Annotated in this window: 13 protein-coding genes; 8 read left to right on the plus strand and 5 right to left on the minus strand. The window is 76.3% G+C overall.

The genetic code is table 11. The features are described 5' to 3' along the window. Positions 1–6: 6 nt before the first annotated feature. Complete coding sequence (locus BM064_RS04410; RefSeq protein WP_092858258.1) at positions 7–1,377, minus strand: MFS transporter; 1,371 nt, start codon at positions 1,375–1,377, stop codon at positions 7–9. 415 nt (positions 1,378–1,792) lie between these two features. Then, on the minus strand, positions 1,793–2,755 hold the full coding sequence (locus BM064_RS04415; RefSeq protein WP_092858802.1) for a polyprenyl synthetase family protein: 963 nt from the start codon (positions 2,753–2,755) through the stop codon (positions 1,793–1,795). 191 nt (positions 2,756–2,946) lie between these two features. On the opposite strand from BM064_RS04415, the gene BM064_RS04420 reads away from it, so the two are divergent. The 5 genes from BM064_RS04420 to BM064_RS04440 all read left to right on the plus strand — a co-directional run bounded on the left by BM064_RS04420 (position 2,947) and on the right by BM064_RS04440 (position 7,222). Continuing rightward, entirely contained in the window at positions 2,947–3,180 is a 234-nt protein-coding gene (locus BM064_RS04420; protein ID WP_092858803.1) for a putative signal transducing protein, read from the plus strand. Positions 3,181–3,269: 89 nt separating this feature from the next. After that, the gene (locus tag BM064_RS04425) at positions 3,270–3,983 is read left to right on the plus strand and encodes a tRNA1(Val) (adenine(37)-N6)-methyltransferase (protein WP_092858804.1); all 714 of its coding nucleotides are present in this window, start codon (positions 3,270–3,272) and stop codon (positions 3,981–3,983) included. A gap of 342 nt (positions 3,984–4,325) precedes the next feature. Further along, complete coding sequence (locus tag BM064_RS04430; RefSeq protein ID WP_092858260.1) at positions 4,326–5,516, plus strand: M20 aminoacylase family protein; 1,191 nt, start codon at positions 4,326–4,328, stop codon at positions 5,514–5,516. Positions 5,517–5,670: 154 nt separating this feature from the next. Further along, entirely contained in the window at positions 5,671–6,858 is a 1,188-nt protein-coding gene (locus BM064_RS04435) for a M20 aminoacylase family protein (protein ID WP_092858262.1), read from the plus strand. 190 nt (positions 6,859–7,048) lie between these two features. Continuing rightward, complete coding sequence (locus BM064_RS04440) at positions 7,049–7,222, plus strand: YdcH family protein (protein WP_092858264.1); 174 nt, start codon at positions 7,049–7,051, stop codon at positions 7,220–7,222. Positions 7,223–7,340: 118 nt separating this feature from the next. Here the strand turns inward: BM064_RS04440 and yddG are convergent, their stop codons facing one another. Together yddG and gcvA are read right to left on the minus strand one after the other, a co-directional pair. Then, positions 7,341–8,252 carry an aromatic amino acid exporter YddG gene (gene yddG / locus BM064_RS04445; protein WP_092858266.1) on the minus strand — a complete coding sequence of 304 codons (912 nt, stop codon included), beginning with the start codon at positions 8,250–8,252 and terminating at the stop codon, positions 7,341–7,343. Positions 8,253–8,660: 408 nt separating this feature from the next. Next, positions 8,661–9,599 carry a transcriptional regulator GcvA gene (gene gcvA / locus BM064_RS04450; protein WP_245779050.1) on the minus strand — a complete coding sequence of 313 codons (939 nt, stop codon included), beginning with the start codon at positions 9,597–9,599 and terminating at the stop codon, positions 8,661–8,663. Between the two features lie 122 nt (positions 9,600–9,721). Here gcvA and BM064_RS04455 point away from each other — a divergent pair, with 122 nt between their 5' ends. From BM064_RS04455 to BM064_RS04465, 3 genes are all read left to right on the plus strand, one after another. Then, a complete protein-coding gene (locus tag BM064_RS04455; RefSeq protein ID WP_092858268.1) occupies positions 9,722–9,904 on the plus strand; it encodes a hypothetical protein in 183 nt (60 codons plus the stop codon). 383 nt (positions 9,905–10,287) lie between these two features. Continuing rightward, positions 10,288–11,514 (plus strand): cytochrome P450, encoded by a 1,227-nt coding sequence (locus BM064_RS04460; protein WP_245779051.1) that lies wholly within the window; start codon positions 10,288–10,290, stop codon positions 11,512–11,514. After that, positions 11,511–12,644 (plus strand): LysM peptidoglycan-binding domain-containing protein, encoded by a 1,134-nt coding sequence (locus BM064_RS04465; RefSeq protein ID WP_177236140.1) that lies wholly within the window; start codon positions 11,511–11,513, stop codon positions 12,642–12,644. Before BM064_RS04460 ends, BM064_RS04465 begins: the two co-directional genes overlap by 4 nt. Before the next feature lie 100 nt (positions 12,645–12,744). Here BM064_RS04465 and BM064_RS04470 read toward each other — a convergent pair whose 3' ends face one another. Then, complete coding sequence (locus BM064_RS04470; protein ID WP_092858270.1) at positions 12,745–13,299, minus strand: gamma-glutamylcyclotransferase; 555 nt, start codon at positions 13,297–13,299, stop codon at positions 12,745–12,747. Positions 13,300–13,415 lie beyond the last annotated feature (116 nt).

Consider the following 13,415-nt stretch of genomic DNA (forward strand, 5'->3'; position numbering starts at 1 on the left):
CGCGGCTCAGGCCCGGCGGACGGCGGGGATCAGGCGGGTGAGGCTGACGCAGGCCCCGACCAGCGCCGCGCCGACGCCGAGCCAGAGCGCGACATGCACCCCCCGCTCGGGCGACACGGCGAGGCACAGGGCCACCGCCGCCGCCCCCACCGACTGGCCCAGCAGGCGCGAGGTGGCGAGGATGCCGCCCGCCCCGCCCGAGCGCTCGCGCGGGGCGGAGGACATGATCGCCAGCATGTTGGGCGACTGGAAGAAGCCGAAGCCGATCCCGCAGATCACCAGCCGCCAGCCGATGTCGACCGGCCCCGCGCCCGGCTCGATCGTCGAGAGCAGCGCCAGCCCCGCGCCCAGCACCGCCAGCCCGAAGCCGCCCAGCAGGCCGGGGGGCACGCGCTCGGACAGGCGCGGGGCGATCACCGACATCACCACCAGCGCCGCCGGCCAGGGCATGATCAGGAGCCCGGTCTGCACCTGGGAGAAGCCGAGCTCGTAGTGCAGCAGGAACGGCAGCACCACGAAGGACAGCCCCTGCACCGAGAAGGCGACGATGGCGGTGGCCGAGGACAGCGCGAAGAGCGGCGCCTTGAAGAGGTCGGCCGCGAGCAGCGGCGCGGGCCGGCCCGCCTCGCGCCGGCGCAGCGCCACGGCGAGGACCGCGGCCGCGCCGAGCGCCGCCAGCGCCGGGCCCGCGCCCAGGTGCGCCGCGCCTGCGATGGCGAAGAGCAGGCAGGAGAACATCGCCGCGCACAGGGCGGCCGCGATCCCGTCGAAGGCGCGCGCGCTGCGCTCGACCGCGGGCAGGGTGCGGTGGCAGATCACGGTCGCGACCGCCGAGGTCGCCGCCGCCTGCAGGAACAGCCACGGCCAGTCCGCGGCCGCCAGGATCGCCGAGGTCGCCGTCGGCCCCGCGGTGATCGAGACCCCCACGATCATCGCGTAGAGCCCCAGCCCCCGCCCCATCCGGTCGGGCGGGTAGAGCGCCCTTATCAGCGCCGGCGTGGTGGCCGAGGTGGCGGCCGCGCCGATGCCCAGCACCGCGCGCCCCGCGATCAGCATTTCCAGCGAATCGGCGAGCCCCGCGATCAGGGCGCCGGCGGCGAAGATCGCGAGGCCGGCGGTGAACACGCGCTCGTGCCCGAAGATCTCGCCCATCGCCGCGCTGGGCAGCAGCCCCGCCACCACGGCGAGGTAGTAGATGTTCACGATCCAGATGGTCGTCGCCGGCGCCACCCCCAGCCCCTGGGCGATGGCGGGCAGGGCGGTGGAGGTCATCGAGATGTCGATGGTCACCACCACCACCGAGGCGAACAGCACCGGCAGGGTGATGCGCCTGAGCCCGGGGGCGGGGCGGCCCGCGCGCTGCTCGATCCCGCTCATGCGCCGGCCCCGGCGCGGAGGGTCGGAGGGCGGCCTGGCGCCGCGCGCTCGCCTTGGGTGAGGTCCATGGGGGTCGAGGCTCCGGTCTCCCGCGGGCGCAGGGCCCGCCGCGTCGCCGCCGCGCGATGGGCGGGGCGGCGCCTGCACTCAAGCGCCGGCCGGCCGGCAAGTCAAAGGTTTGCGGAGGGTGTCGCCGGGGCAGGGGGTCGGGCCGCGGGCGGCGCGGCGTGCCCCGGCGGTGCGCTCGGGGGCGGCCGCGCGAGGCTCCGGGTCAGGCCCGGGGCGCCTGTGAGGCGGGCGGTCCGCAGATGCGCCGAGGCTTCGGCGCCCGCACGATCCGGACCGGATCCGGAGGGTCCGGCGGGGAGCCGAGGACGCGGGGACAGGGCGCACGCGGCCGGGGCCGGCGGCCGGGTCAGTTCAGGCGGGCGACCACGAACTCCACCACCCCTTCCAGCGCGCCGCGCAGGGGGGAGGCGGGGAAGGCGGCCAGCGCCTCGCGCGCCTCGGCGGCATAGGCGCGGGCGCGGGTCTCGGCCCCGGTCAGGGCGTCGGCCTGCGCCATCAGGGCGAGCGCCTGCGCGAGGTCGCCGTCGCGCTGGTCGCGCTTCTCGATCACCCGCTTCCAGAAGGCGCGGGCGGCCTCGTCGGGCGCGGCCTCGACCGCGAGCAGCACGGGCAGGGTGACCTTGCCCTCCCGGAAGTCGTCGCCGGTGTTCTTGCCGAGGTTCGCCGAGGCGCCGCCGTAATCGAGCACGTCGTCCACGATCTGGAAGGCCATGCCGAGCGCGGTGCCGTAGGTCTTGAGCGCCTGCACCTGCGCCTCCGGCGCGCCGGCGATCACGCCGCCGACTTCGGTCGCGGCGGCGAAGAGCGCGGCGGTCTTGCCGTGGATCATCTGCAGGTAGGCCGCCTCGCCGGTGCCCAGGTCGTTGGCGGTGGCGAGCTGCAGCACCTCCCCCTCGGCGATCACCGCCGAGGCGTTGGCGAGGATGTCGAGGACCCGCAGGCTGCCCGCCTCGATCATCAGCTGGAAGGAGCGGGCGAAGAGGTAGTCGCCCACCAGCACCGAGGACTTGTTGTCCCACAGCAGGTTCGCGGTGGGGCGGCCGCGGCGCTTCTCGCTCTCGTCCACCACGTCGTCGTGCAGGAGGGTGGCGGTGTGGATGAACTCCACCGTCGCGGCCAGCTTCACGTGATCGTGTCCGTCGTAGCCCGCCATCCGGGCCGAGGCGAGCGTCAGGATCGGGCGCAGGCGCTTGCCGCCGGCCTCGACCAGGTGGCGCGTCACCTCCGGGATGCGGGGCGCGTGCTCGGAGGCCATGCGCTCGGCGATCAGGCGGTTCACCGCCTCCAGGTCCTCGCTCACCAGGCCCATCAGGCGCGTGAAGGCGTCCTGCGAGGCGGCGCGGTCGGCGGGCTGGGCGGCGGCGGCGGTGGAGGAAGGCGGGGTCACGGGCGGCATCGGGTCCGTTCGAGGCGCGCGTCGCGCCGGAGCGGCCGCGCGGAGTGTCGGGTCGGCGCGCCCGCGTCTCGACGGGCGGGGCCGCGCGGGGTAACCCTGCGGGCATGATCGAGCTGATGCGCACGACCAACCCCGCCACGATCGCCTTCGCCACGGCCCTGCTTCGCGGCGAGGATATAGACTGCTTCGTATTCGACGTCCACACGAGCGTCCTCGAGGGCAGTCTGGGCGTACTGCCGCAGCGCCTGATGGTTGCGCGCGACCAGGCCTTCCTCGCGCGGGCCGTGCTGCGCGACAACGACCTGGGCCACGAGCTGACCCCGGAGCGCGGCGGGTGAGCGGGCGGGAGGAGGCGGACGGCGCGGTCCGGGGCGGACCCTTCGCCGAGGCCGAGCTGACCTGCGACGCGCTCCTCGACGGGCGGGTGATGCTGCGCCAGCCCCGCCGCGGCTACCGCGCGGCCACCGATCCGGTGCTGCTCGCCGCCGCCTGCCCGGCGCAGGCCGGCGAGCGGGTGCTTGACCTCGGCTGCGGCGCGGGGGCGGCGGCGCTATGCCTCGCCGCCCGGGTGCCGGGGCTGGAGCTGCACGGGCTCGAGATCCAGCCCCCCTACGCGGCCCTCGCCCGGCGCAACGCCGCCGCCGCCGGCGTCGCCCTGACGGTGCACGAGGGCGACATGGCCCATCCGCCCGCGGACCTGCGGGCGATGTCCTTCGACCATGTGCTGACCAACCCGCCCTGGTTCCCCCCCGGGGCGCCGGCGCCCGAGGACGCGGGCCGCTCGCGCGCCCATGTCGAGGTGGCGCCGGTGACCGAGTGGATCGCCGCCGCCCTGCGCCGCCTGCGCCCCGGGGGCCGGATCGCCGCGATCCACCGGGCCGAGGCGCTGGGCCGGATCCTGGTGGCGCTCGACGGGCGCGCGGGGGACGTGCGCATCCTGCCGCTGGCGGCGCGCGAGGGCCGCCAGGCCCGCCGGGTGATCGTCGTCGCGCGCAAGGGCGCCCGCGGTCCGCTGGCGCTGCTCGCGCCGCTGGTGCTGCATGAAGGCGCCCGCCACGAGGCCGACCGCGAGGATTTCTCCGACGCCGCCCGCGCCGTCCTGCGCGACGCCGCCCCCCTGGGTCTCGGGCCCCCGGTCTGAGGTTTCTTTCCTCGCGAGGCGCGGTCGCGCGACCCGCGCTCTCCGCACCGCGCGCTCCGCGCGACGAACGCGCCGCGCGGCCGGCGCCCCCTTGGCGAGGCGGAGCGCCCCCCGCCCCACGCAGGCGCCCCGGGCTCGACCCGGGGCCTCGCGCCGCCCGCCCCCCGCGAGCGCCTCGCCGCCTCCGCGCCGCCGCCCGCCATGGAGCCTGCCAAGCCCGCCCACAGGGCGCCCATGGGCCCGGGAGCCCGGCCCTCGCCCCGCGCGCCCCGGCCGCCGCGCTTGACCCCGCTCCGGCGCGGACGCAACCAGAGGGGCCCTTCCGCCGCCGGACGCCTGCCGATGCCCCTTCCCGTGCCCAACGCCATCGCCGCCCTCCTGCCCGAGCTGACCGCGTGGCGGCGCGACCTGCACGCCCATCCGGAGGTCGGCTTCGACCTGCCGCGCACCGCCGGCCTCGTCGCGGCGAAGCTGCGCGCCTTCGGGCTGGACGAGGTGGTGGAGGGCTTGGGGCGCAGCGGCGTCGTCGGTCTGATCCACGGCCAGGACGGGCCGGCCGCGGACGCCGTGGGGCGCATCCTCCTGCGCGCCGACATGGACGCCCTGCCGATGCAGGAGGCGACGGGCCTGCCCCACGCCTCCACCGTCCCGGGCGCCTTCCACGGCTGCGGGCACGACGGCCACACCGTCATGCTGCTCGGCGCCGCCCGTCGCCTGGCCGAGACGCGCAATTTCTCCGGCACCGCCGTGCTGGTCTTCCAGCCGGCCGAGGAGGGCGACCGCGGCGCCAAGGCGATGATCGACGACGGGCTGCTCGATCGCTGGCCGGTGCGGGCGGCCTTCGGCCTGCACAACGCGCCCGGCATGGCCCTGGGCGCGATGGGCACGCGGCCGGGGCCGATGCTCGCCTATTCCGACCGTTTCCGCTTCACCCTGCGCGGCCGCGGCGGCCATGCCGCCCGCCCGCATCTCGCCGACGACCCGATCGTCGCCGCCGCCTCCCTCGTCCAGGGCCTGCAGGCGCTGGTCGCCCGGCGCCGCGACCCGATGGTCCCCGCCCTGATCTCCGTCACCCGGCTCGAGGCCGGGACCGCCAGCAACGTGATCCCCCAGACCGCAGAGCTCTGGGGCACGCTGCGCACGCTCGACCCCGATCTCGTCGCCCCGATGATCGAGGGCATGCGCCAGGTCGCCGAGCGCACCGCCGCCGCGCATGGCGTCGCGCTCGAGGCCGAGCTCGGCCTCGACGCCGATCCCGCGCTGGTCAACGACCCGGCCGCGACCGCCTTCGCCACCCAGGTGATGCGCGAGGTGGCGGGCGAGGACGCGGTCGACCCCGCCGTGCCCGCCGAGATGGGGGGCGAGGACTTCGCCTGGTTCGCCCAGGCGGTTCCCGCCTGCTTCGCGCTGATCGGCAACGGCGCCTCCGCCCCCGTCCACCACCCCGAATACGACTTCGACGACGCCGCCGCCCCCCACGGCGTCGCCTGGTGGTGCCGGCTGGTGGAGCGGGCGCTGCCGCGCCGCGCCTGAGGCGCCTGCCGCCACGTGACGCGCGCGCGGGCGGCCCCTGCGGCCGCTCCGCGCTTCCGCGAGGCGGCGGCGCGTGCCAGTCTCTACGCCCGATCCGACCGCACGGCGGGCGCCGCCCGCGCCCGACCACGACCACCACCCTCGGGGGACCTCCATGAACAAGCCGATCCCGAACTCCATCGCCTCGATGCAGGCCGAGATGACGGAGTGGCGGCGCGACCTGCACGAACACCCCGAGCTGAACTACGAGGAGGTGCGAACCGCCGGCGTGGTCGCCGCCAAGCTGCGGTCCTGGAGCTTCGACGAGGTGGTCGAGGGCCTGGGCAAGACCGGCGTGGTGGGCATCCTGCACGGCCACGACGGCCCCGCGGCCGGGCCGGAGAAGCGGGTCCTGCTGCGCGCCGACATGGACGCGCTGCCGATCCTCGAGGCGACCGGCGCCCCCCACGCCTCCAAGACCCCGGGCAAGATGCACGCCTGCGGCCACGACGGGCACACGACGATGCTGCTGGGCGCCGCGAAGCACCTGGCCGAGACGCGCAACTTCTCCGGCACCCTGGTCTTCGTCTTCCAGCCGGCCGAGGAGGGCGGCGGCGGCGCCAAGGCGATGATCGACGACGGGTTGCTCGCGCGCTGGCCGGTGCGCGCGGCCTTCGGGATGCACAACCACCCCGGCTCGCCGGTGGGGACCATGGGCACGACGCCGGGGGCCGCGCTCGCCTACGCCGACCGCTTCAAGATCGTGATCAGGGGCAAGGGCGGCCACGCGGCGATGCCGCATCTCGCCGACGACGTGATCGTGGCGGGCGCGCAGCTCGTCACCGCCTTCCAGTCGATCATCTCGCGCAGGCGGGATCCGATGAACCCCGCGGTGATCTCGATCACGAAATTCTCCGCCGGCTCCGCCTACAACGTGCTGCCGCCCGAGGCGGAGCTTTGGGGGACGGTGCGCGTGCTCGACCAGGCGCTCGCCGGCCAGCTGATCGAGGAGATGCGCCGGCAGTGCGAGATGATCTCCGCCGCGATGGGCTGCACGGTGGAGGCGGAGCTGGGCCTCGACGCCTATCCGGTCACCTGGAACGACCCGGAGCTGACGAAGTTCTCGGTCGAGGTGATGCAGGAGGTCTGCGGCGAGGCCAACGTCGACCCCGACGCCACCGCGGTGCTGGGGGGCGAGGATTTCGCCTTCTTCGGGCAGGTCGTGCCCGCCTCCTTCATCTTCATCGGCAACGGCGACACCGCGCCCCTGCACCATCCGCAGTACGACTTCAACGACGAGATCAGCCCGCTGGGCGTCCACTACTGGACCCGGATCGCAGAGCGGGCGCTGCCGCGCGGCTGATCGGCTTAAAGGCGATATCTCGCAAGAAAATTGCGGAGAGGCGCAACAATGTTGCGCCTCACGCCCCGTTAGTATTCATCTCTTCTGAAGCCTTACGAATTTTCCGTCACAAGGCTGTGTATTTTTGATGACGACTCGGGCTCCCGGCGCCAATCTTATGGGCATCGCTAGATCAGCAAGGAGGACGTCCATGAACCTCGCCGGCCACATCACCGAGCTGCGCAGGAAGCACGAGACTCTCAACCGCATGATCGAGGAGGAGCAGCGCCGCCCGGCCGTGAACGACCTGGAACTGTCCCGCCTGAAGCGCGAAAAGCTGAAGCTGAAAGAGGAGATCGTGCGGCTCAGTCCCGCGATCCACTGACCCCCTGAAGGGTCGGCGGAGCCCGCCTCCGGGAGGGAGGCGAGGGCTCCGGGCAGGGGCGCGGCCGGGGGGCCTGCGCCCCGCCTTGTTTTCGGGGCCTGTCCTCAGGTCCTCGGCGTCAGGGCGCCGGGTCCAGCGGCTGCTCCGGCGGCTCGACCGGCGCCGCCCGCCGCCCGCGGGCCGAGCCCAGCGCGGCCAGCCCCGCGCCCCCCGCGATCAGCCCGGCCGAGAGCGCGAGGCCGGGGGTCAGCGCCGCCTCCCCCGCCGCCGCCAGCGCCAGCGTCGACAAGAGCGGCGCCGCGTAGGCCGCCACCCCCAGCAACTGGATGTCGCCCCGCTTCACCCCTACGTCCCAGACGTAGAAGGCGAGGCCCAGCGGACCCGCGCCCAGCGCCAGCACCGCCAGCCACTCGCCCGTCGTCGCAGGCCAGACCGTGGTCTCGAGCGCGAGATGGGCCGCGGCCGACAGCACGGCGCCCGCGGCGCAGAAGCCGGTGACCGCCTCGGTCGGCGCCTTGCCCGCGAGGCGCGAGAGCACCGAGTAGCCCGACCACAGCAGCGAACAGAGCCCGGCCGCGGCGAAGCCCAGCGCATGTTCCCCCGCGAAGACCAGCCGCCCGCCGGGGGCGAGGATCAGCCCTGCGCCCACCAGGGCGGCCAGCGCGCCGACGAGGTGCAGCGCGCGGAGCCGCTCGCCCGGCAGCAGGCCCGAGAACAGCACGATCAGCAGCGGCCACAGGTAGGCGATCAGCCCGGCCTCGGCCGCGGGCGCGTTGCGCAGGGCGGTGAAGTAGAAGAAGTGGTAGCCGAAGATCCCCCCGATCCCCAGCGCCGCCACCGGCCAGGGCTGGCGCAGCGCCGCAAGCGCCGGGCGCCCGGCGGCCTTCGCCCAGACCACCCCCACCAGCGCCCCGATCCCGAGGCACATGGCGACGAGCTGGAACGGCGGCACGGCGCCCGAGCGCACCGTCAGCAGCGCCAGCAGCGCCCACAGCAGCACCGCGACCGCGCCGACGGCGGTCGCGCGCATCCGGCCCGGGGACGGCCCGCTCACAGGTCCGCTCGGCGCGAGGGCAGGGGGGCGGCGACGGTCATGGGAAGGCTCCGGCGGCGAGGGGCGGACGCGCCTCCTGTGCCGGGGGCGCCGGGCAGGGTCAAGGGCCGGGGGAGGGGAGGGGGGGTGGATCCGGCGGTCGACGGTCAGAGGGGGGGCAATCGCGTCGACACGCCGGATCCGAGGGGCGTTTTCCCGGTCGCAGCTCTGGGAACCCGCGCCTTGACTAAGAAGCTCGCCTGCGAACGCGGCGGGGTTTCGACGCGATTGAGGCGATTGCGCCGCAATGCTGAGGATCCGTTGGGCAACGTGGCGCCGATCGTTGGTTTGTGAAACAATCCTACGGCCCGCCGCACCCGCGTCGCCGCGTCCTCCCGGCGCCTCCTAGTCCGGGGCCCCGACGCCCAGCGGCGCGAGCTGGGCGCGGGTGGCGTCGGCCTCCGCCTCCAGCCAGGCGAGCAGGGCCGCGAGGCGCGGGGCGCGCTCGGCCCCCAGCGGGCAGACGAAGCGATAGGCGCCGGGCAGGCTCAGCACCGGGCCGAAGGGCGCGACCAGCCGCCCCGCCGCCAGCTCCCGAACGCACAGGAAGCTGCGCCCCAGCAGCACGCCCGCGTTCTCCACCGCCGCGTCGACCGCGTGGTCGAAGGTCGAGAAGCGCAGCCCCCGGTCGCCGGGCAGGTCGAGGCTCGCGGCCGCGAACCACTCCGGCCAGCCGGGCCCGCCGGGGATGCGCGCGATCGAGTCGTCGTGCAGCAGCGTGTGGCCCGCGAGGTCGGCGGGGGTGGTCAGCCGCGCCGCCCGCTCGGGCGTGCAGACGGGGAGCATGGTCTCGCGCCACAGCTCGCGCGAGAACAGGGCCGGGTCCGCCTCCGCCGAGAGGCGCAGGGCGCAGTCGATCTCGTCGCGCTCGAAATCCAGCGTGCGCAGGGAGGCCACGAAGCGCAGCTCGATCTGCGGATGCAGGTCGGCGAAGCGGAACAGGCGCGGCGCCAGCCACTTGGCGGTGACCGCGGGGCCGGCGGTGAGGCTGAGGGGGCGGCTGTCGGAGAGGCGCGCGACGGCGCGCTGCGCCTCGCGGAACGCCTCGAAGCCGCGGGCGACGCCGGGGACCAGGGCGCGGCCGGCCTCGGTGAGTTCGACCGCGCGGTTGAGGCGGCGGAAGAGCGGCGTGCCCAGCTCGGTCTCCAGCTGGCGGATCCGCCAGGAGAGGGCGGCGGGCGTCACGTTCAGCTCGTCGGCGGCGCGCGCGAAGCTCATGTGGCGGGCGGCGGCGTCGAAGGCGCGCAGGGCGTCGAGGGGGGGCAGGCGTCGGGTTTCGGACAAGCTGGGTTTCACCGAAGGGGGCAAGGAACTCGTTTGTCGCGCCATCATGGCCCGGCGATACTGGCGATGCAAAGGGCCGATGCGCCTCCCTCGCAGTTCCAGGCCCAAGTGGAGTTGATCCGATGCCCGAGCTCGATTTCGCCCGCGCAGGCGCCCCCGCCCAGGTCGCCGCCGCCTTCGCCGCCCGCCGCGCCCGCGCGCGGGCCTTCCATGCCGCCGCCCGGGCGGTCGCCCGCTGGGCGGCCGGCCTCGGCCGCCCCCGCGGCCGGGCGCTGGCGGCGGGATGCTGCCCGCACCCGGCCTGACGCTCGCGCCGCCGGCCGCCTCCCCGCCGGCCGCGCGAGGCCCCGGGTCGAGCCCGGGGCGCCCCCGGGGCGCCGGCGACGCCGTTCCTCCCGCGGCCGCCCGCCCCCGGCAGGCCGTGCGAGGCCCCGGGTCAGGCCCGGGGCGCTTCCGGGATGCGGGCGATGGGGCCCGTCCCGGGGCTCGTCCGAACCGTCCGGGGCCGCCTGCCGGCGGCGGGCGGTCCCGGGTCGGGGCGGGGCGCCCCAGGGGCCCGGGGCGCGGCCTTGAAAGTTGGGCGGCGCGGGCCCGGATCCGCCCCGCAATCGCCCCCTCCCCGCCCTTGCCTCGCCCGCCTGCGCAGCGCAATTTCGGCCTCCCGCCCGCCCGAGCAGGAGAGAGAGCCATGAGGCCGGACGACCTGCCGCGCTTCCGCCAGTCCCCCACCGACCCCGCCTTCATGGCCGACCCCTATCCGGCCTACGAACGCCTGCGCGCGCTGGGTCCCGTGGCCTTCTGGGAGGAGCTGGGCAAGCCCGTGCTCTGCGGCCATGCGGAGGTCTCCGCCGCCCTGCGCGACCGCCGCTTCGGGCGCGAGGTCACCCACCTCGCCTCCCGCGAGGCGCTGGGCTGGGACCCGATCCCGGAGCGCCTCGCGCCCTTCTACGCCTTCGAGGCGCACTCGCTGCTCGAGCGCGAGCCGCCGGTGCACACCCGCCTGCGCAAGCTCGTGAACCGCGCCTTCACCTCGCGCGCCGTCGCCGGCCTCGGCCCCTGGATCGAGGGGCTGGCCGAGTCGCTGATCGACGAGTTCGAGCCCGAGACCGAGCTGATGGAGCGCTTCGCGACCCCCATCCCCCTGACCGTGATCGCCGACCTGCTGGGCGCCCCCGTCGAGGCCGGCCCGCAGATGCTGGAATGGTCCCACGACATGGTGGGCATGTATCAGGCCGGGCGCGACCGCGCCGCCGAGGACCGGGCCGTAGCCGCGACCGAGGCCTTCTCGGCCTTCATGCGCGAGCTGATCGCGCAGCGCCGCCGCCGCCCCGGCGAGGCGCTGATCGACGCGCTGATCGCGGCCGAGGACCCCTCTGCCGAGGGCGGCGCGCGCCTGTCGGAGCCGGAGCTGGTGACCACCTGCATCCTGCTGCTGAACGCCGGGCACGAGGCGACCGTGCACGCCATCGGCAACGCCGTGCGGCTGGTGGTCGAGGGCGGGCTCGACCGCGCCGCCTTCGGCCGGGCGGGGGGCGAGCGGGCGGTGGACGAATGCCTGCGTCTCGACCCGCCGCTGCATCTCTTCTCCCGCTACGCGCTGGGCGAGGTGGAGGTGGCGGGCCTGCGCCTGAAGCTGGGGGAGGAGGTGGGCCTGCTGCTCGCCGCCGCCAACCGCGATCCGGACGTGTTCGCCGATCCCGCCCGCGCCGATTTCGCCCGCGAGGGGGCCGACCGGCATGTCTCGCTGGGGGCGGGGCTGCATTTCTGCGTCGGCGCGCCGCTCGCCCGGCTCGAGATGCGCGCGGCGCTGGCCGTGCTGTTCCGCCGCTGGCCGGAGCTGCGCCTCGCCGGGCCGCCGCGCCGCTCGGGGCGCTGGCATTTCCATGGCCACGAGGCGCTGAGGATCGCATCTTGAGGGCGGCCGCCGCGGCCCTGCTGCTGCTCGCCGCCGCCCCGGCCGCGGCGCAGACCTGCGGGGAGCACGTGGTCAGGCCCGGCGAGACGCTGGGCGCCATCGCCCGCGCCGCCCCCGGCGCGCCGACGGCGCAGGCGCTGTTCGAGGCCAATCGCGACCGCCTCTCCAGCCCCGACCTGATCGCGGTCGGCCAGACACTGCGCCTGCCCTGTCCCCCCGGCGAGACGCCGGCCGGGACCGGGGACCAGCCCGCCGCCGAAGCCCCCCGGGCGGAGGATCCTGCGCCCGACGCGCCTGCGGAGGCGGAGGCGGAGGCGGAGGCCGCGCCCGGCGCCGCGGGCCCGGAGGCCGCGCCCGGCGATCCCGATCCCCACGTCGCCTCCGAGCGGCCGGGGGAGACGGCGCTGCCCTCGCCGCCCCCGACGCCGCCGGATCCGGAGGCGGGGCCGATCCGCCTCGCCTGGGGCGGCGACGCCGCGGCGATGCCGGCGGCCGGGCGCGCCCGCGCCCGCCTGCTGGCGGCGCTGGAGCGGGGCGCCCCGGGGCGCGAGGTGCAGGTCGAGCCGGCGGCGGGCGAGGCCCGCGCGCGCATCGCGCCCGGCGGCGAGGCCGACCTCGCCTTCGCCTGGATCGCCCCCGACTGCGCGGCGCTGCCGCGGCTGGACGCGGTCTCGGCCGAGCTCTGCGCGCGCTATGTGTTCTCCGCGCCCCTCGCCGAGGCGCAGACCGCCTGGTTCGTGCGCGCCGACGACCGGGCGCGCACGGCCGAGGACCTGTCGGGCCTGCGCATCTGCCGGCCGGAGGGGCGGCCCGCCGGCGATCTCGCCGCCCTGCGCCTCGCGCCGCCGCGCGCGCGGCGCGTGGCGCCCGCGACCGCCGCCGACTGCCTGCGACTGCTGCGCGCGGGCGAGGCGGAGGCCGCGGCCCTGTTCGTCGAGGACGCCCCGGCCCCCGGCCCCGACCTGCGCCGGCTGGAGGGGCTGGGCGGCCCGCAGGCGCTGGTCGCCCTCGCCCATCCCGCCAACCCGCGGGGCCGGGCGGCGCTGGCCGCGCTCGACCGCGGCCTCGCCGCCCTCGCGCAGGCGGAAGCGGAGGCCGCGGCGGCTGGGGACGACGCGCCCCGGGAATAGTCCCTGGAGTCTTGGCAGACGGCCCGCCCCGCACGCGCGCCCCGGGCTCGACCCGGGGCCTCCCGCGGCCGGCTCCGCGCGCGGCGGCCGGGCCCTGCGCTCAGCCCTCGCCGGCGAGCGCGCGCACCTGCAGGTCCAGCGCCTCCAGCTCGGCGTCCGGCAGGCCGAGCTCGCGCAGGTGGGCGACGGTGTTGTGCAGGTAGTCGCGGTTGGTCCCCGCGGGCCCGCTGGCCGCGACGATGATCTCGGCCTGCGCGCGGGGCGGCAGGTCGGCGAACTGGGGGTGGCTCTCGTCGATCACGTAGGCGAGGGCGCGGACCTCGCCGCGGCCCTCGACCTCCAGCGCCTGCACCGTCTCGAGGTAGCTGTCGGTGACCATCTCCCGCTCGCGCAGGTAGGCGTGGGCGGCGTCGGCGTGCTCGGCCTCGACCCGGTAGACGAGGCCCCGGCACTCCGCCCCCGCCCGCTCGGCCAGCGCCAGCACCAGGCCGGGGGCGGCGGGGGTGCCGCGGTAGCGGATCGAGCGCAGGCAGAAGGCGCGGCGATAGCCCGGCAGGCGCGCCGGCAGACGCTCGGCGAAGACGAAGCCGGGATTCCAGATCAAGGAGCCGTAGCCGAAGACCCACAGCGCGCCCGTCTCGTCCCGTCCCAGCATCTCGTCATCCCGTCCTGTGGTCCGCATCCGCGCCGGGGCCCCCGCCGCAGGCCCGCCGCCTGCGGGTCGCACTCATGCCCCGGGGCCGCTATATGCCCCGCCAGAGCCCGGCGCGA

Origin of the sequence: Albimonas pacifica, assembly GCF_900113695.1 — a bacterium.
GTDB classification, from domain to species: Bacteria; Pseudomonadota; Alphaproteobacteria; order Rhodobacterales; family Rhodobacteraceae; genus Albimonas; species Albimonas pacifica.